Consider the following 20,509-nt stretch of genomic DNA (forward strand, 5'->3'; position numbering starts at 1 on the left):
GATGTATGAATAATCCAGTTCAATTTGAGACGAAACTACTAAGCTCGTTGGCAAAAGTATTCGCAGATGAGACGCCAACCGAACAAACCTTTCAAAGCGCTTCTGCGCTTTTCGGCGAAACCTATTCCTTCCAAGTCGCATACACCTCAGATACTCTCTTAAAAAATATAAATGTAAACATCGACTCCGACCTTGCAGACCATATTTTGATTAGGTCTGTTGGGCTGGCTCCTTCGGAGATGCCATGTTTCACAAATCCTGATGATAACGTCCTGCGCACGACACCGGGACTATATCCAGATCCATTATATGAGCTGAATCAACAATCCATTAATGCGGTACCTGAGCAGTGGCGTTCCATTTGGGTGAGCGTGGAGCTTGATGAATCTGTCGCTGCGGGTGTTCATTCCATTCAATTCTCCTTCCAATCAGAGGAAGGGGAGTCCTTAGCGGTATCCGATACATTTCAATTGACAGTCATCCCTGCTGCATTGCCCGCGCAGCAGTTAATTCACACGGAATGGTTTCATGTGGATTGTATTGCAACGCAGTACGGTGTCGAAGTCTTTAGTGAAGCGCATTGGACGCTTCTGGAACGTTATGTGGACGCGATGGTCAAGCACGGCATGAACATGGTATTGACGCCACTCTTTACGCCGCCGCTCGATACCCTTGTTGGAGGTGAGCGTCCAACTGTCCAACTGGTGAAAGTTGATGTGGAGGGAGATACTTATACATTTGGCTTTGATCAACTTACGCGGTGGGTAACGATGTGCAAGAAGCTGGACGTGAAGTACTTTGAGTTTTCACACTTGTTTACGCAATGGGGAGCAAAATGCGCTCCGAAAATTATGGGAACGGTACAAGGAGAAGAGAGAAAACTATTCGGCTGGGAGACGGATGCATCCTCTGAAGCTTATCGCAGCTTCTTGGATCAATTCCTGCCGAGTCTTGATCGCTACTTGAAAGAAAATGGACTGGATCAGCAAAGCTGGTTCCATATTTCGGATGAGCCGGACCTCAGTCAATTGGAATCCTATCAGGCTGCAAGCCAGATCGTGCGTAAGCATTTGTCTGATTATCCTATTATGGACGCGCTGTCTGATTTGGATATGTATGAGTGGGGTCTAGTGCAAAGACCGATTCCGGGGAACAATCATATCGAACCGTTTCTGGAGCATGGCGTTCCGGATTTATGGACCTATTATTGCTGTGCGCAGCATCAAGAAGTGTCCAATCGTTTTTTTAACATGCCTTCCTCTAGAAACCGGGTTATTGGGCTTCAGTTGTATAAGTTTGGATTGAAGGGCTTTCTGCATTGGGGTTTTAATTTCTGGTATTCGCAGTACTCCATCGATCAGAAGCTGGATCCCTATCGGTCAACGGATGCAAAGCTTGCGTTTCCTTCGGGAGATTCCTTCTTGGTTTATCCTGGCGAAGAGGGTCCAATTGAGTCTATTCGCTTGGAAGTTCTCTATGAGGCGATGCAAGACTTGCGCGCACTCGAGCTGCTAGAGCAGAAGATTGGCAAAGAACAGACGATAAAGCTGTTGGAAGAGGGTTTGCAAGAACCATTGACGTTCTCTGTTTATCCAAAGGGCAGTGGAGAATGGCTGTTAGCGACAAGAGAGAGAATCAATCAGGCTATAGCGAGTCATTATGCTTAATTAATGATTTAACTATTTTATAAGGCGGGAAATAAATGACTACATTTAATTATTCAGGATCTTCATTTTATTATAATGATCAGCCGATACGTCTTCTCTCAGGAGCTTTTCATTATTTCCGAACTGTACCTGAGCATTGGCAAGATCGACTTGCAAAATTAAAAGCCTGCGGGCTCAATACCGTGGAAACGTATGTCCCATGGAATCTTCACGAGCCGAAGAAAGGCCAATTTTATTTTGAAGGCATGGCGGATATCGTTCGTTTTATTGAGCTGGCTGGAGAAATCGGGCTGCATGTTATTGTTCGACCAGCGCCTTATATTTGTGCGGAATGGGAATTTGGCGGATTGCCATCTTGGCTGCTGGCGGACCCTGATATGCGCCTGCGCTGCTACCATAAGCCGTTTCTAGATCATGTAGATGCTTATTATGATGTGCTGCTTCCGAAATTAAAACCGCTTCTATGCACCAATGGCGGGCCGATCATCGCGATGCAGGTCGAGAATGAATATGGAAGCTATAGCAATGACAAACGCTACTTGATTCATCAAAAAGAAAGCATGATTGCACGTGGAATAGACGTTCTGCTATTCACCTCCGATGGACCTGAAGATGCAATGCTGCAAGGCGGTATGATCGATGGTGTTCTGGCAACGGTGAATTTTGGTTCTCGGCCAGCAGAAGCGTTCGAGAAGCTTAAACAATATCAACCGGATGCGCCATTTATGTGTATGGAATATTGGAACGGTTGGTTTGATCATTGGGGGGAGGAGCATCATACCCGTCCCGCTGAGGATGTCGCGAGTGTGCTTGATGAAATGCTTAGTCTGAACGGGTCCGTTAATTTCTATATGTTCCATGGCGGAACAAACTTTGGTTTCTACAACGGAGCGAACGGCCATACGGCGGATAGCTATGAACCTACGGTGACTAGCTATGATTATGATGCCTTGCTAAATGAATCCGGTGAACCGACCGCTAAATATTATGCGGTGCGCGATGTTATCTCCAAATATGTGGATGTACCTGCATGTGAATTGCCAGCTCCGATCGCTAGGAAAGCGTATGGACAAGTGAAAATGACCGAGCAAGCTTCATTAGCGGCTAATTTGGACAACATCTCTGCACCTATTTATACGGCATACCCTGAGACAATGGAAAAACTGGGGCAGGATTACGGATTTATTCATTATCGTACGTTTATTAGCGGACCACGTCCTAAAGATCAGTTTTTCTTGCAAGACGTGCATGACCGCGCACAAATTTTCATTAACGGACAGCCGGCTGGTGTTCTGGACCGCGTTCATACCGATGTGAAGATAGAATTTGAAGTGCCTGCTGAAGGAGTAGAGGTCTCTATCCTTGTTGAGAATTTAGGCCGAGTTAATTACGGACCTTATATGAAAGACCGGAAAGGGATTACCGAAGGGGTACGTTTTGGGCGCCAGTTCTTGTCGGATTGGACGACGTACAAGTTACCGCTAACGGACTTATCGGGTTTGCAATTCGGGAACATCACGGAACAAACAGGTCCGAGCTTCTTCCGAGGAACGTTAATTGTGGATGAGCCATGTGATACTTTCCTTAGTTTGGAAGGGTGGACCAAAGGTGTCGTGTTTATCAATGGTTTCAATCTGGGTCGTTATTGGGATATTGGACCGCAGAAGAGATTGTATGTGCCAGGTCCATTATTGAAGCAAGGTGATAATGAGATTATTATCTTTGAATTGCATGGAACGACGGATAACACAGTTAGCTTCTTGGACCAACCTGATTTAGGCTCTTAAAATAAGACAACTATAAATTGAATTGAATAACCAGTATATATTGAACGGAAATAAATGACTTGGGCAAGGGCGTAGGCACAAATGTGCTTACGCCCTTATTCATGTTTCAACTTGTATTAGGGAGAGAGTAAATGAATTCTAAATTTGGATATAAAGAATCAGATCGATTATTAATTATTAATGCGGATGATTATGGAATAACATGGGGAACCAATGAGGCTATTCATACATTATTTCAACAGGCTGCCATTACCTCAACTTCAATAATGATTCCCTGCCGAGCAGCCAAAGAAGCTTTAAGCAAGGGTGATATTCAGACTATCGAGCAGGCCGGAATTCATTTGACATTATCAAGTTCAGAGCATCAAGGATATAAGCCTGTGTATCATGAGAATCCGCTCTACAGCCTTGTTAATTCAGTTAATGAATTCTTTACAGATATCGCATTTTTAGAGTCCAATGCTGATCTGGATGAGGTTAGGCTTGAAATGCGAGCTCAAATTACATATGCGATTTCTCAAGGGATTGATCCCACTCATCTTGACAGTCATGCAGGGAGTATCTTTGGTCTAAACACAGGACGTGATTTTTTGGATATAGCATTAGATTTATGCCAAGAGTATCAACTGCCCTTTAATTTCCCTAGAAGAATTCTAATGCAGCCGTTTATAAACGAAGAGCAAAAGGAGAGGTTTTCCGAACGAATTTCTTCAGCGGACAGGCGCGGTATTTTCCTCATTGATGATATCATTTCTCTTCCCTATTGCCTTAGCACGAATGAAGAGCACGAGACGGTGAAGGCGCAGTTTGTATCCATGATCAAAAACCTAAAGTCTGGTATCACCCAGTTAACTGTTCATCCGTCTATCATTACTGATGAACTGAAGCAATTAACAAACTGTTATATGGAAAGGGAAATTGAATTCCGCTTACTCTGTGATTTGGATATAAAGCAGCTCTTCCTAAAGGAAAACATCAAGCTCATTTCGTGGAAGGACATTCGTGACCTACAACGTTCAATTAATGGGTAACAGCGTATTGTTTAACTCTGATCATTCCATAAATAAAGTTGAAGCCCGATAGCTTGGTTCTAGAGTTTATCGGGCCTCATAATCAGAATATTTACAGTGTTTATGAAGGAAGAAGAAGCAAACTAGATGCTGCTTTTTCTAGTTTTGGCTGCGTTGTTTCTCCTGCATTTCCAAATAATTGCGCATCCGGCGCATATTTTCTGGTGCGTCCATAGGGTCAGCGGCTATCATTTCGATGATACAGAGTCTTCCTGTACATTCCCTCTCCGCTTGAATTATAGCCTGATCAAGCTCTCCATAGGTTCGTACTGTCACGGCAAACGCATCGCCTCCAAACACTTCGGCAAGCTTAGTGTATGACCAGCGCGGAATTTTGTTATATTGCTGATTCTCTGTTTTGACATTTAAATATTTCTCGATTGTGTAGCCATCGTTGTTCAAGATGAAGATAATAGGCTTGCATTCATAATAGAGCATGGTGCTAATCTCTTGGGCTGTCAACTGCAAGGAGCCGTCACCTGTAAATAACAACACCCGCCGATCAGGTGCAGCGACGTTGGCACCGTATGCGGAAGGTGTGGCATAACCGATCGCCTCCCAGCCACCTTGCGCAATATATGTTGCATTGCGCGGCAGTCTCACCTGCGCCATCCCGTTGTAAAACGTGCCGGTCTCGGCGACCACAATATCCCCTTCCTTCAGCAACTTCTGAAAACGCGGGTAATAATTGGCCGCAGTTAGTGGGTCACCGGCACTGCCAGTTATTTGGTCGTATGGGAATGTCGTTTTTCCCGCTAAACCTTGGCCTATGTATCCAATATTCTGCACCGCAAGCAGCATGTCGGCTGCTAATACATTCGGATATTCCGCTTCTGCGACCTTGACCATGCCCGGTTGAATATTGATAGTCACGAGCGGGTTTAGCTTCGCAGTGAAGTTCGCGGTATTATTGTCCGCCCATACCATGCCTACTGCAATGACACAGTCTGCATTTTCTACTGCGGTTTGGACTTCAGAACTTCCGAATGAACCTTCGTACATCCCAATATAATTCGGATGGGTTTCGTCAAATGCCCCTTTGCCGAACATCATTGTTGCAACAGGTACGTTCATCGCATCGGCTAGATGCCGAACTGCGGTTACGAGGTCGAAACGATGGTTTTGACATCAACCAAAATGATCGGCCGATGGGCACGCTCCAGCAGTTGGCGGACATGTTCCGTTGCTGCCTGAAGAGTTTTCAGATTGGACATTGGACGCGGGGGTACCGGCTCACTTCGTGTCATGATCGGCATGGTCACTAGATCATCAGCCACAACGAGGTACACTGGCTTTTTCTTTTCCTTCGCAATACGAATGGCGGCAGGGATTTCAATCTCAGCGTTTTCCGGTGTCAGTACTGCAGTATAAGCCGTAATCTGCTCGTACACTTTGTGGAAGACGTCAAAGTTTCCATCCATTAGAGTGTGATGCATCAGCTTATGTTCCTTTTGATCCTTATCGGGAGGCGCACCTACTATATGAATTAGCGGCACATGCTCGCTGTTAGCTCCTGCTATCGCATTACAAGCACTAAGCTCTCCGACTCCAAAAGTCGTAATAAGAGTGGATATGCCTTTAACTCTTGCATAACCATCCGCCGCATAACCTGAGTTTAATTCGTTCCGTCCACTCATAAACCGGATGCCGTTATAGCGCTCCAGCGTATCCAATAGTGTAAAGTTGTAGTCTCCAGCAACGCCAAAAATTTCGGTAATGCCCTCCAGCTGTAGACAATCGAACAAGTACTGGCCTACTGTTTTTTGAGTCGTGCGAGTTTGCAGGTTAGCACTGCCAGCCGCTGTCATCGTTTTCATTTTCCGCTCACTCCCAATTCTTATCAGTCTGATCCTGTATAAGATTCCCATTTCATTGGACTGGTTATTCACTAAGGGTTTTTCTCATACGCTGGTACATCGTTATAATTAAAATAGGTAATAGCCTTATCAAAAAAAATCATATAAAATAAAATTACTCTTTTGAAAGTGAGCTGAAGACAGATGATGTGGTCACCACTCTTTGAAAACGATGTACCTGTAGTTATTCTTCCTTAACGGTAGAAAACTACAACTCCGTTAAGGACAGGAACTGTCTAGGAAAACGGAGGGTACAAAATGAAAAACACTTTATTAGGTTCTTTATATTTATCACTCGCAGCTAGCATTTGGGGCGGGATGTATGTTGTTGTAAAACATGTGGTAGACTTTGTTCCACCACTTGAATTAGTGTGGATTCGTTATGTAATTGCGATTTTATCATTGCTATTTATTGGCGTTGTAACGAAACAATCATGGCGGATTGAAAAGCGTGATTTATTATTAATTTTCTTCATTGGACTTATTGGAAATACAATTTCTATCATTACCCAAGAAGTAGGTACGATGCTTTCTACAGCACAAATGGGTGCTATTATTACTTCAACGACACCAGCATTCATAGTGCTATTTGCACGTATCATTTTAAAAGAAAAGATCACGTTTAAAAAAGCAATTTCAATTATTTTAGCAACAATAGGGGTAAGCATTATTGTCGGAAATGCCAATATCGATTCATCCCTACAGCTTGGTGGTGTATCACTGCTTATTGCCGCCCTTACTTGGGCGCTTATGTCTGTTCTTATTAAGCGGGTACCCAGGAACTATTCACAAATTGTTGTAACTTTTTATACAACCCTTGTAGCCATTGTTTTACTTACACCTTTCACCGTTACTCGATTGCCGGAGCTTGATTTTCAAGCCTTGATGCATCCATCTATATGGGGCGGACTATTGTACTTGGGAGTTATTTCGACAGCCTGTGCCTTTTTACTGTGGAATCGTGGGCTGCAAATGCTTAATGCTTCGAGTGGCGGATTATTTTTCTTTTTCCAACCTATAGTTGGTGCTTTTTTAGGCTGGCTATTGCTAGGTGAACAAATTGGCTTATCATTTTGGATAGGTACTATACTCATTTTTATTGGTGTGTTATTAGTCATTCGCGAAGAATGAATCGAAAAAGCTGATCAGCGCTATTGCCGATCAGCTTTTTTTTACTGTGAGAATTCCTTTTTTTTATCCGCAGGCAACCAAACTTTAGTTTATTTTAGACAATTGCAATTGGTTGGCCACACGCCGAAATTTGATAAACGAAAAAACTCTCCACGGAATGATATAACCGAAAGCTACTAGCATGAATAAAGCTGTTTTACCTTGAGGATCCAAGTCGGACAATTCTTGACGCAGAGCAAACCGTATGAACACAATACCTATGAAAGCTGCGATAAATCCCCAGTTTTTCTTAGAATAAATCAAATTGTCATCTCTCACTTCGTAATTAGTCGTCCAAATCAATGGGATGGAAAATATAACGCCAAGCCCGAAGGCTATTCCAAAAGCCCAAGCCGGTTCATTCACGTTAGGGTTAATAATTAAAGACAGGCCAGGGATTATGAATAACAGAGGAATCAGCAATCGAATCCCGTTCCCCCGTATTGGACGGTACATGCTTCTCGTCCTTCTCCACAAAACTAAAACGGCTATAAAAGCGATCATCATATAAAAAGTGTTTCCGTTCATTTTCTCGCTCACCTCATCGATTTGATACTTTTATCTTAATTGTTTTGGCATGCCTTATTTAGTGATAAAGGTAATTTTCTTAATATGACGATAGTCATTTTATGGGGTACTGGGAATCCTTGTGCTTGATCGCTCTTTCATAAAACTAAATAAACCTCTTACTCTTCTTATTTTCATCACAGCTAAACGCACCTTTTCTCGAAAACTCGAATACTAATTAATGTATATTTTAAGCATTTTAGGAAGTCTATGCATCTGAAAAGTCAACGCTATTCAAATTTACAAATAATTTAAGCGCTTATACTTAAAATAATTAATGAATTCGTTTTTCTTATAGGAACGGGGAGAAAAAGTGCGAAATAAGGAGAAAAATTTGAATTGGACAGGTAAATAGCTCTGAAATTCGTAGAAAAATCCTTGGAAGTGATTGACAGGGCTTTCCTTACAGGATAAACTCTTTTTTGAAGATTAAAGCGTTTAAACTTTTAGGTAATTTAAAATCGACCTGAAAGAGGGGGTGGAGCCAAGAGTGATTGTGAAAACCAAATATTTATGACAGCGCATTCAAAGAATTGGACTTTTTGATCATTCGTTTTCATTATGGAAAAGAAAAGAGGTTAAGTATATGCATAGTAGAAACAAACGGAAAAAATCATTTCAAGTAATGACTTGTATATTATTAACGTTCATCATGTTGACAACCACTTTCTCCAACTTTGTTGCTGCCGCGGATGAACCAGCTGCTGTGAGTAACGGAGCAGAGAAGGTTGCGGAATGGATATTTCCGAATGAAGGGGATAATGGCATCTCCATAGCAACAGGCGGTGCTTACGGAGCGGCTTCCTTGTTCCAAAATGTCGGTGGAACGTTTGAATACTATAGCGGGAGCAACAAGGATCTTAGTTATCAAGGCTGGAGCGGTGATTTTAGCCAAAAATATTGGCTTGCTACGATCTCGACTAAAGGCTATAAAAATTTAACCTTGTCATCGGAGCAAACTTCTTCCGGCTCCGGACCACGTGATTTTAAACTGCAGATGAGTACGGATCGGGCAACATGGACGGATGTGCCGAACGGTGCGGTTAAAATGACTAAAGGAGTATACAGTTGTCCGCCTAACGATGAATGCAAACTGAAGAACGTTGCGATTCCAAGTGAAGCGAATGATCAGGAGCTTCTGTATCTTCGCTGGGTCGTTAGCTCGGGACAGAACACAAATGGCAATAGTGATGGAATTGGAGGCGGAGGCTCCAGCAAAATCAGAAACATTCTGGTTCAAGGGGAGCGTATAGATAACTCGGCCATTCGTGTACCGACTATTGATCTGGTTAAGCTTCCAAAGGACAAGGCTGAAAATGTATCGGTGGATGCGCCGTTGACCGTGAAGTTTAATAAGGCTATTTCTTTAGACACCGCATCTGCTGTAAGCATTGTCGACAATGAGAATAAACCATTAGCCGGTGTTTCACTGGAAGTTGTAGGTGGAAACACGCTTAATATTAATCATCCTGAGTTTAGTTATGGCAAAACGTATACGATCTCAGTTCCGAAATCATTAATCAAAGGTACAGACGAAGTAACTCAGATTCGTGATTTGGTATGGAGCTTTAGCATACAACAATCGCCTTTCTTGCCGAAAATGATCAATATGACATTTAACGGTGATCCCAAGACGAGTATCGCTCTAGCATGGTATACCGATACGATGACAGACTCTGTCGTTCAAGTCGTTGAGGCTTCGAAAATGTCAGGGAATGTCTTCCCGGCAGATGGAGTAGTCAGCTATAAAGGAACGGCTGAGGAAATTCAAACCTTTATGACAGAAGCTGATCGTGATTCCAACACATTCACGAAATTCATTAGTCATAAAGCAATCGCAAGAGAGCTGAAACCAGGTACAGATTATAAATTCCGAGTTGGCAATGGAGAAGAAGGCAGCTGGAGCATTATTGGTTCATTTACAACGGATACAGCAGCTAACCAACCTTTCCGCTTTATTGCAGGATCGGATTCGCAGGCTTCTAATAAGTCTGATTTTGAACCGTGGGCAGATACGTTTAGGAAAGCAGTCGATTATACTCTCGATCCTAAATTTCTGATCAGTGCAGGCGATTTGGTCGACAATGGAGATTTGGAGGAGCAATGGCAGTGGATGCTGGGTTTAGCACAGGATTCTCTCACGAATGTTCCTTATGTGCCTGTACTTGGCGGTCATGAAGTGAATGATTATGACGGTGATGTAACGACGCCTAATAATAATTTCTATAATCACTTCAACTTGCCTAAGCAAACGGTAGCCGGTACGGATGAAGGTTCTGTTTATTCCTTCGAGTATGGCGACGCGCTCTTCATGGTATTCAATTCCCAATATGAAGGCGGACTTGCTGCGAATGGGAAAGATGTAGAATGGGCGGATAAAGAGTTCTGGGATCAAGTAAAATGGATGCAAAACACAGTAGCAAAAAGCGATAAGAAATGGAAGTTCGTCACTTTCCATAAAGGGCCTTACGGAGCTGGCGACAATTCAGCGCAATGGGAAGATGAGCGGGTTCAATTTTACAAAAAGTATCTCATTCCTGAATTTGACGAAATGGGAATCGATATGGTGTTCGAAGCCCATGATCATATGTATATGAGATCATTCCAAATGTTAAATGATGAGATCATTAAAGATTTTAAAATCGACGAAGAAGGCAATGCCATCGATCCTAAAGGGACAGTCTACCTGATGTCTAATGCGTTCGGAAATAAATTTTACGAAAAAAATAATCAGCATTATATTGATGAAAATGGGGATGCGCAAGAAGTAAAGGATGAGAACGGCAACCCCATTCCTTATGATGATTACTTTGCTGAGATTGACACTCAACCATTCAAGAAAATGTTTACGGATGTGTCTATTTCGGATAAAGTACTTGCTTTTACCGCATTCACAGCAGCTGTTGCAGACGAAAAAGCTGAAAATACAGTTGGCAAGGGATTGAAAGCTTATGATGACTACGGAATCAGAAGAACGGATACGAAGCCGGAGAAGGTAGAGAACGTCAAGGTGAAGGTGGAAGGGGATAAAGCGATTTTATCTTGGAAGAAGCCTTCCACAGGAACAGAGCCGGTTAGAGGATTTAGAATTTACGAGAAGAACGACAAAGTAGCAGCACACTGGAGCGAATATATTTCAGCAACTGGCAATCAAACAGATTACAGCTTAGAAATTAAAGACATCAATCCTAATAAGAAATATGATTTTATCGTTAAGGCCGTTGGAACGAGAGACAACTCCGCTCCGGTGGAAGTCACAACGATTGAAAATGGTGCCGAGAATGAGCCGCCTTCAGCACCAACAAACTTAACTGGAAAAGCCGTATCCCCGTATCAGAACGAATTGACTTGGGCGGCATCTTCAGGAAACATCATCGTGGCAGGTTATAATGTGTACCGTGATGGCGTGAAAGTTGGCGCAACATCAAGCTCGAAGCTATCCTATTCCGATACAGGTTTAGCTGCAAACAGCACTTATACGTATGAAGTGAAAGCAATTAATCAAGAGGGACTAGAATCGCTTGCAAGCCATTCGATAAGTTTGAAGACGAAGCCGGCTGCTGCGGGTGAAGGTCCACTTAAAGCTTTCCCTCAGCATACCGCTTATGCGGACGGCACAATTAAGCCAAATCATATTACGCAAGCTGATATGGATAATACCGTGTCAAGATTATATGACGAGTGGAAAACGAAATATTTGAAAGAGAATCCATATACCTCAGGCCAATATTATGTGTGGTATGCGGATGGAGACTGGTTTGAAGAGAATGAGATTACCGTTTCTGAAGCTCATGGCTACGGAATGCTGATCACCGCTCTAATGGCAGGCCATGATAAAGATGCGAAGAAGTATTTTGACGGCATGTATCGTTATTTCAGAGCACATCCAAGCGAAATTAATCCAGACCTCATGGCTTGGCAGCAAGCTGATAATGGTAAAGCGATTATTGATATTAACGGTGTGGATTCAGCTACAGATGGAGATATGGATATTGCCTATGCACTTCTTCTTGCGAGTGAGCAATGGGGAAATGATGGGGAAATTGATTATTTGGCTCAGGCTCGTAAAGTAATAAAAGCCATTATGGATAGTGAAGTCAACCAAAAGGATTGGGTATTAAGAATTGCCGATTGGGCAACTAGCGGCGAGTATGAAAATGCTACCCGTCCTTCGGATTTCATGCTGCAGCATATGAAGGATTTTGCTGTTGTTTCCGGCGATGACCGTTGGAATCAGGTAGTCGACAAAACCTATAACGTGATGGAAAGCCTTTATAAAAATTTCAGTCCGAACGCTGGTCTGCTCCCAGACTTTGTCGTGAAGGATACTGACAGCGGAAGCTTTGTACCTGCACCGCCTTCCTTCTTAGAATCAGATACGGACGGCGATTATAGCTACAACTCATCCCGCACACCATGGCGCATAGGCACAGACTATCTCATTACAGGGGAAAAACGTGCAAAAGATCAGTTAAGTACATTAAATGAGTGGATTCGTAAAAAGACGGATAACGATCCACAAAATATTTTGGCGGGCTATAAATTGGATGGCTCGGAAGCGATAGCTGATTATCAAGATATCACTTTCTCAGCTCCGCTAATGGTTAGTGCAATGATCGATTCATCCAATCAAGAATGGCTAAATAAGCTATGGGATCATAATACGGCTGTTAAAACGGAAGATGATTTATATTTTGGCAATAACCTCCGTTTGCTCAGCATGATCGTCGTATCCGGCAACTGGTGGACACCAACTATCGTTGATACGGATGCGCCTACTGATCCATCGAATTTGAAAGCAGAAGCGGGTTCCAGCACTCAAATTAATTTGACGTGGTCTGCTTCTACTGACAATTTGGGAGTAGCAGGCTACAAGGTTTTCCGCAATGGTATTGAGCTGGCAACAACAACAAGTACATCTTATAGTGATACAGGGTTAAGCTCGGAAACAGCTTACCAGTATTATGTCATCGCATTCGATCATGCGAATAATTTCTCCAAGGCAAGCAATGCGAGAAATATTACGACACCTAAAGCGCCAACCGGCGGTAATTCAGGCGGCGGCACTGGTATAACAGAGATTGTATCTACGAATGGAAAAGCAACAATACCGGCTGGTTACTCAGCAAAGGTGAGTTTAGGTGAGAAAATTAAAGTCACGATCCCAGCTGGAGCAACAGCTCAGGAAATTATTCTGACCATTGAAGAACTGCTGGATACGGCTAAGCTTTTCTCGAAAGACGATATTCCTCTAAGCTCAGTCTTTGAAGTGTTGAAAAATAGTTCGGGTAAATTCAGCAAAAATGTAACACTCGTCTTTGAATTTAATTCATCGCTGCTTAAAGAGAATCAAACGGCAGCTGTATTCTACTTCGATGAGACGAGCAAAAAATGGGTATCTATTGGAGGCAAGATAAACGGTAATAAAATTGAAGTTGAAGTGGATCACTTTACGAAATTTGCTGTCATGGCAATAAATAAAAATCAACTGAACTTCAAGGATATTGATGGTCACTGGGCACAGCTGAATATCCAAAAGGCAGTGGCAGAAGGCTTTGTAAATGGTTATTCAGACGGCACATTTAAGCCGAATATTTCGGTAACACGTGCGGAGTTTGCAGTGATGATGATGCAAATGCTGAAGCCGCAAACAAGCGGAAGCGAGCTGCAATTTAAAGATAAGTCTGCTATTGGCGCGTGGGCGGTTAAGGCAGTAGCTCAGGCTGTTGAGGCTGGTATTCTTACAGGTTATGAGGATGGCAGCTTCCGTCCAAATGCAAGCATATCAAGAGCCGAGATGGTTGCTATGATTGCAAAAGTTACTGGCCTTGATGCAGATGCAAGCGGTAAAACAGGCTTTGCTGATGACAGTGCTATACCTGCATGGGCTAAGAAGGCTGCAGAAACGGCGAAGAAGCAAGGAATTGTACAAGGACGCAGCGGTAATAAATTTGAGCCAACTGGCGTTGCTACCCGTGCTGAAGCGGTTACTGTGCTGCTGAAATTGAAAGAAGTTATAGGGAAATAATGTCTGAGCTTTACCGTCATTTATGCTTTGCAACGGAGCCGCCTTTTGAGGCGGCTCCGTTTTATTAAACAAACCTCCGATTTGTCTTCTCCCCATCACAGCTATACTTGCTCATTCTCAGTTGTATTTTCCTGCTTACTTTTACTCTCGCCCGGTGCACGAATCAGTAATATACCTAGAATGAACAAGGGTATAAATATCGTGAAAATCGTAGCAAAGGGTGTCCAGTTTTTGGTGAGGAAATCATTGACGGAAATCGTATTTGTGTAACATAACAGCGCTAGAGCGATCAAGCCAAATCCCATGGGTATGACATATGGTTTCGGATCCTTCAATTTGAATAGCTGGCAGAGCCCAATCAACGATGCATCAAACGTCAGCACAATCTTCATCACGATAGATAAAATCCAAATGAACATCATAATCCCTTCAATACGTTCAAGAAAATGGCCGATGTTAATATTTTTCGCCAGTACGTAGGCCGGAAATAATTGATTAGCGGTGACGGCAGCTCCCATTACGCCTATACATCCCACAGTAATGATGATCAGTACAATTCCACCGATTACAGTTCCCCATACAAAGCCTCGTCCTCTTTTTGCTGATTTCGCTACGTAAGGATAAATCATGAGCAGCACAATCATTTCCTGAAAACCGGAAAAGGAGAAGCCTGCTTTTACAATGGGCTTAAAGCCATACTCCAGTATGGGTTCAAAGTCTAGAAATTCTATTTGAGGGAAGATAGGTATGATTAGAAAGCAGAGCATAAAAAATAGGATCGGAAAAAATATTTGTACCGCACGGGAATAAACGACCATGCCTGCTCGTACGGCAAATATAACGATAATGACAAAAATAATTAATAATATTTCAATCGGAGTTTCCGGCAAGGTTTGTGTGGTTAGAAAAAAACCGAGATCCCCAATCATTAGAGAGGTGAGCAAATAGAAAAAAGCGATAAAGCAAAGACCGAATACATTGCCGATCCACTTTCCAAAAGCAAGATGGCACATCTCGATAAGTGTTTTGTCCCCATAACGGTTACCGAGACTGACATAAATGAGGACGCTTAGAGAGTTGAGACCGATTCCTACTATGGCTGCGATCCAAGCATCCTGTTTCGCTACCAAAGTAAGTCCTGCAGGCGTAATGAGGATGGAGGTACCAATCATGAAAAAAATGACTAATATCGTGAAACTGCGAACACTTAAAGTATCTGGCTTCATCATCGGTCTTTTCCTTTCAGGACATCAAGGAGTAGATTGCACGAGCGTAAGGAGATATTATTTTTTCTATCCATTCCAGAGGGTTAGGCGGTATGTTCATATACATGAAAGCCAGACTGCCAGAGGTTGCTGTTATCATAATGAATACAACCAGTAGAAGCTCTTTCATCCTGCGCTTGCCGAATAGGGGTGGGATTTCAACAATGGAAACCCACGTCCATGCACCGATTACACCTATCCATAACCACATAGCTGCCGCCACCTATTTTTTAATTGTGCTTCTAATAGACTGTACCGTAGTCCCAATTCGCCGAATAGTGCACTGAGATTGAACGGTGATATTCACATTTTCGAATATTTTATCCCAATCGTTAATGCCATGCCACATTTTCGGGTTGGAACGATGAAGTGCTGAACCAAATCCAAATATATCTGCTTTAACTTGCTTTTGAAATTTGTGAATCGTGCGGCTCAGTATATCTTCCAGTGTCTTATCGGCCAGCTTGTTTAATTTGGCTAACGTTTCCGGCTGAGTGATATCAAGCTCGCAGCTAATGTCTGTTATATCCTGCTCCGTTTTTAAAATGACTTCGAATGCAGGAGTTTCATTTTTCGTATTTACGCGTATATCCGTATGAGAGTGGACGACTTGAAGACTTACGTTCCCTTTGCTTTCCGGACATGCAATCGTGCCAGTTGTTTTGACAATATTATTTTGAATATAATTGAGCGCCTTTGTGTCGTTTTCATTCAGCCAGCCTACCATACGATCCCGTTTGAAAGCGGCCATACCGGTGTATTTGAGGATGACCTTTGGTTCAACATTTACAGCATCAGTTATTTTATCGCCTTTTGAAGGATTGCCTTCGATTTCGATAGCGGTTAAAGTCGCACCTTTTCCTTGCTGGGATAAATCTTGAATCAGCTTGTCCAATGTGATTTTTCCGGTTGCAGCCCATATTCGGTCAGAGGTCTCCAGCTTGGTGTACAAGTTATTCGCAGGAATCGGATCTATAGGGCTGTACATGTTTAAAATTTCACTAGCTGTTGTTTTTTTAGCTACAATGAGATAAAAATCTGTTCTCATCTCACGGTTTCTTGCGATAAAATCAAGCGGCTTGCTGATTCCGCTGCGTGCCACTTCCTCACCTATAATCAATATCCGCAGGTGTGGGTAATAGAGCTGTCGTGCTGCTTTAACTGTCATTCTGCTGAGGGCATCCGGTATTGAAACGCCTATTGCTTCATAGGCGACTACTGGACTGTAGTGGTTTGATCCTGCTTGTTTATTGCTTACCTGGCCTGGATTAACAATCTGTACGGTTACATTGTATTTATCGCCTTTCTTATCGATAGCAAGCCCTACCACGATGCTAAGCTCGTTTAACTCATGTCTGCTCCAGCAAGCAGTCATGAGAATGGCGGAGATTAGAAGAACGATGACGACGAGCGCCAGCCTGAAAAATGAAGTAGAACGTATCATGATTTTTTCTGCCTCATTAGATTTTTTGGTTTAAGGCTTTTGGGGCGTGTAATCATGGAGCGCAATGGCATACGAAAAAGAGTATCTTTCTGATCTGTTCGGTTGAAGGGAGCTAGCGGCGCCATATAAGGAACGCCAAATGACGTGAGGCTGCATAGATGAAAAATGATCCCAATGATACAGATAAATACGCCGTACAATCCAAAGGATGCTGCCATGATCATCAGCAAAAACCGGATAATCCGAGCCGCAATGCCTAGATTAAAAGCAGGGAGTACGAAATTCGAAATGGCCGTTATGGAAACCACAATCACCATGGCAGCGCTGACGAGGCCAGCTTCTACAGCGGCTTGTCCGACAACCAGTGTTCCTACGATGGAGATCGATTGTCCAATCGTTTTTGGCATTCGTACACTGGCCTCACGGAGAATCTCAAAGGTAATCTCCATGACCAGCGCTTCTATAAAGGCTGGGAAAGGAACGCCTTCTCGCTGGCTGGCTAGGTTATAGAGCAATGTCGTTGGAAGCAGCTCTTGGTGAAACGTTGTAATCGCAATATAGAAAGAGGGTGTAATGGTAGCTATAAGAAAACACAAAAAGCGGAGCAAACGAATCAGTGTGCTGAAATCCGTCCGTTCGTAATAATCCTCGCTTGATTGAAAAAACTGCGTAAACAGTGCAGGAACGAGCAGTGCAAATGGAGTTCCATCCACCATAATCGCGACTCTTCCCTCCAGCAAACCAGCAGCAACCACATCAGGTCTCTCCGAATTAAATATGGTTGGAAAAGGTGAATATTTCTTATCTTGAATATGTTCTTCTATATAGTTGCTTTCAAGAATGCCGTCGATATCGATTTTCTGCAATCGTTCTCTAACCATTTCAAGCACACTATCCGAAACAAGATTTTCGATAAAAATGATCGAAACGTCAGTCTGAGTGACACTTCCTATTTTATAGGTCTCAAACCATAGGTGCCGACTGTTGATTTTTCTGCGAATCATAGCGGTGTTCCAACTCAACACTTCAGTAAAACCTTCACGGGGACCGCGCACCACAGATTGAACATTAGGTTCTTCCACCGCGCGTGCTTTCAAATCTTTTGTGTCAACAGAAAGAGCTTGCGCACAATTATCTAGAAGAAGGATGCTGTTTCCAGCAAGCAGCATTTCAAATACTTCATTAAATAAAGTCAGATTAAATACGGCACCTTCAGGAATGACACGATCTCTATAGTAGTCCATCAATTCTGTAGGGGTAGAATACTGATTGCTCTCATGGTTTCCCATATAGACGGATTGAAGCATAGAGCTTGAGCTTGATAACCCATCAATATATACAATAGCTCCATGGATAGGCATATTATTTGCTAAATTCACTTGGAAATGGCGTGAAACCAGGTCAGGGCTATGACCGAGATTATCCTGCAGCATTTTTAAATTAGTGTTTAAATCTGTTTGCAACGGCTGGTCATCAATGTTGTCTGTTGGATTAATCATCTGAGTACCTCTGATCTGATGGTTAATATGGTATGGTTTAGTTAGGATATCCTCATTTTCCATATAGATACATATTTGTTGTGGCAACAGGATTATTAAGTGAAGAAGAGAAGATTCTAACTCCATTCCTCATACTTATGGATAGGCTAAAGCTCGCCCACACGATTAACCATAAAACTAGGAAATTAGCTGTTTACATTCCTACCCTTGCTTACTAGAGAAGGGATATTTTTTTATAAAATTTAAGCCAAAAGCTGAACAACTTTGTCTAATAGGTATAAGAAGAAAAAAGAGGGTGGGTTTCGATTATTAGATTAGTAGAAAAAGCTCAAAAGGGTGACGATAAAGCCTTTTTAAAGCTATTCCAAAAATATGAACAAGATATATATCGAATGGCATATGTTTATGTCAAAAATAAAGAAGATGCTTTGGATATCGTTCAAGAAGTAGCATATCGTTCGTTTAAAAAGATAGATACATTAAAAAAACCAGAGTATTTTAAAACATGGTTAATTAAAATTTCCATTAGTTGTGCAATTGATTGTTTAAGAAAAAACAACAAGGTGGTTCAAATAAGACCAGAGCATGAGGAGTTAATTGATCCTTATGTTGAAATTATCCCTCTATCATTATCGCTTGATCAATTATTGGGTGAGTTAAATGAAGATGAAAAGAGTATTGTCATTTTAAAATTTTACGAAGACTATTCATTTAAAGAAATAGCCGAGATGTTAAATATTCCATTAGGGACGTCAAAATCAATATTATATCGTGCATTAAATAAGCTTCGTAAACAAGCTAAGGGGGTTGGGATTTGTGAGTAATATAATAAAGCTAGAATTAGATAGAATCGAGGTTCCAAAAGAATTACATGAGAGAGCGAAACTTGGGGTGAAAATGGCGAAATCTGAACAACTAAAAAGGAAATTTAAAAAGCGGTTAGTCTTTCCCGTAGTGGCTTCTTTATCTCTAGTTTTTTCGATTGGAGTAGGAGCAGCCACTATGCCAAGTTTTAATAATTTATTATCTAGGGTTAGTCCACAAATTGCGTTAATGCTCCAACCTATCGAAATGAGTAGTGAAGATGATGGTATTAAAATGGAAGTAGTCGCTGCGATGAATGATGATGAAATGGCAGTTATATATGTGACTATGCAAGATCTTACAGGCAATAGAATAGATGAAACTCTTGATCTTTATGATGATTACTCATTGTCTGAAGGTCATATGTTTAATATTCAAATGGTAGATTACGATGAAACCACTAATACTGCGACATTACGAATGCAAGCTAACGGTGGCGAGCGACTTAATAATAAAAAAATAAGTTTTCGAATCAACTCTTTCCTAAGTCATAAACAAATATTTGAAGAAGTGAAGGTTAATGCTAATCTTATGGAAGCAAAACACAATACTCAAACGATATCATTAGATTTAAATAATAGTCCTGGTGGTGGTGGGAAGATTTTTGAAAAATTAGAGGAACAAGGAACAATACAGGTTTTAAAGCCAGACGGAAGCAAACTTTATCTTCCAGAAATAAATTTTATGCATATATCTAATTTAGGTTTTATTGATAATCGACTTCACATCCAAACGAAATGGACCAGAGATGATATAGATAGTCATGGATATTTTTATTTTATTGATCCTTCAGGAAATAAAATACATACTTCGAATGTATATTTTGGAATTGATGATTTAGGAAATACGAATTACGGGAACGAATATGTCGAATATATCTTTGACATCGATAATTTAAACATAAACGATCTAAAACTAATGGGGTATTTTGTATCTAATAACAATTACACAGTAGGCGACTGGAATACTATATTTAAAATGCGGTCGGTTAGTGAAGAGAAAAATGTAGCCTTTTCCAAGGATTTTGGGACGTGGATGTCCAATCGTATGACCGTTTCACCATTAGGAGTAACCTTATACGGTATTGGTGAATTAAATAATTCTAGTGAAATTGCAGTAACGGCTAAAATGAATGACGGCACAGTTCAAACATTTGATTCTATGACTAGCTATAGTGATAATGAGGAGGTTAAAGCGAAATTCATACCTGCTTTGCCTTTAGATATTTCAAAGATTGAAGCCATCACTATCGATGGTGTGGAAATTGATTTTTAACGATTGGTGTAAGGTAA

Annotated in this window: 12 protein-coding genes and 1 pseudogene; 7 read left to right on the forward strand and 6 right to left on the reverse strand. The window is 41.8% G+C overall.

Going from position 1 to position 20,509, the window contains the following annotated elements:
• The first annotated feature begins 5 nt into the window (after positions 1-5).
• From AC1DOV_RS12880 to AC1DOV_RS12890, 3 genes are all read left to right on the forward strand, one after another.
• Positions 6-1,667, forward strand: a complete 1,662-nt coding sequence (locus AC1DOV_RS12880; RefSeq protein ID WP_477550125.1) for a DUF4091 domain-containing protein — start codon at positions 6-8, stop codon at positions 1,665-1,667.
• Positions 1,668-1,702: 35 nt separating this feature from the next.
• Entirely contained in the window at positions 1,703-3,454 is a 1,752-nt protein-coding gene (locus tag AC1DOV_RS12885) for a glycoside hydrolase family 35 protein (protein ID WP_441880307.1), read from the forward strand.
• A 131-nt stretch (positions 3,455-3,585) separates the two neighbouring features.
• The gene (locus AC1DOV_RS12890; protein WP_441880309.1) at positions 3,586-4,485 is read left to right on the forward strand and encodes a polysaccharide deacetylase family protein; all 900 of its coding nucleotides are present in this window, start codon (positions 3,586-3,588) and stop codon (positions 4,483-4,485) included.
• 138 nt (positions 4,486-4,623) lie between these two features.
• Here AC1DOV_RS12890 and AC1DOV_RS12895 read toward each other — a convergent pair.
• Positions 4,624-6,341, reverse strand: a pseudogene (locus tag AC1DOV_RS12895) (alpha-keto acid decarboxylase family protein).
• 297 nt (positions 6,342-6,638) lie between these two features.
• On the opposite strand from AC1DOV_RS12895, the gene AC1DOV_RS12900 reads away from it, so the two are divergent.
• Entirely contained in the window at positions 6,639-7,511 is an 873-nt protein-coding gene (locus AC1DOV_RS12900) for a DMT family transporter (RefSeq protein WP_441880313.1), read from the forward strand.
• 84 nt (positions 7,512-7,595) lie between these two features.
• Here the strand turns inward: AC1DOV_RS12900 and AC1DOV_RS12905 are convergent, their stop codons facing one another.
• Positions 7,596-8,078 carry a CcdC family protein gene (locus AC1DOV_RS12905; protein ID WP_441880315.1) on the reverse strand — a complete coding sequence of 161 codons (483 nt, stop codon included), beginning with the start codon at positions 8,076-8,078 and terminating at the stop codon, positions 7,596-7,598.
• A gap of 625 nt (positions 8,079-8,703) precedes the next feature.
• Between AC1DOV_RS12905 and AC1DOV_RS12910 the strand changes: the two genes are divergently transcribed.
• Positions 8,704-14,145, forward strand: coding sequence for a glycosyl hydrolase family 8 (locus tag AC1DOV_RS12910; protein WP_477550126.1), 5,442 nt, complete (start codon positions 8,704-8,706; stop codon positions 14,143-14,145).
• Positions 14,146-14,246: 101 nt separating this feature from the next.
• Here the strand turns inward: AC1DOV_RS12910 and AC1DOV_RS12915 are convergent, their stop codons facing one another.
• The 4 genes from AC1DOV_RS12915 to AC1DOV_RS12930 are packed head-to-tail and all read right to left on the reverse strand — an operon-like array spanning position 14,247 to position 18,353.
• Positions 14,247-15,374: a GerAB/ArcD/ProY family transporter gene (locus tag AC1DOV_RS12915; RefSeq protein ID WP_441880319.1), complete on the reverse strand. Its 1,128-nt coding sequence runs from the start codon at positions 15,372-15,374 to the stop codon at positions 14,247-14,249.
• 13 nt (positions 15,375-15,387) lie between these two features.
• The gene (locus AC1DOV_RS12920) at positions 15,388-15,621 is read right to left on the reverse strand and encodes a hypothetical protein (RefSeq protein WP_477508942.1); all 234 of its coding nucleotides are present in this window, start codon (positions 15,619-15,621) and stop codon (positions 15,388-15,390) included.
• A 12-nt stretch (positions 15,622-15,633) separates the two neighbouring features.
• On the reverse strand, positions 15,634-16,854 hold the full coding sequence (locus tag AC1DOV_RS12925) for a Ger(x)C family spore germination protein (RefSeq protein WP_441880323.1): 1,221 nt from the start codon (positions 16,852-16,854) through the stop codon (positions 15,634-15,636).
• On the reverse strand, positions 16,851-18,353 hold the full coding sequence (locus AC1DOV_RS12930) for a spore germination protein (RefSeq protein WP_441880325.1): 1,503 nt from the start codon (positions 18,351-18,353) through the stop codon (positions 16,851-16,853). The genes AC1DOV_RS12925 and AC1DOV_RS12930 overlap by 4 nt, the downstream gene beginning before the upstream one ends.
• A gap of 305 nt (positions 18,354-18,658) precedes the next feature.
• On the opposite strand from AC1DOV_RS12930, the gene AC1DOV_RS12935 reads away from it, so the two are divergent.
• On the forward strand, positions 18,659-19,177 hold the full coding sequence (locus tag AC1DOV_RS12935; RefSeq protein WP_477550228.1) for an RNA polymerase sigma factor: 519 nt from the start codon (positions 18,659-18,661) through the stop codon (positions 19,175-19,177).
• The gene (locus tag AC1DOV_RS12940) at positions 19,170-20,492 is read left to right on the forward strand and encodes a hypothetical protein (RefSeq protein WP_477550127.1); all 1,323 of its coding nucleotides are present in this window, start codon (positions 19,170-19,172) and stop codon (positions 20,490-20,492) included. Before AC1DOV_RS12935 ends, AC1DOV_RS12940 begins: the two co-directional genes overlap by 8 nt.
• Positions 20,493-20,509: the final 17 nt, after the last annotated feature.

The sequence above is a fragment of the Paenibacillus sp. 01T47 genome (assembly GCF_056398245.1).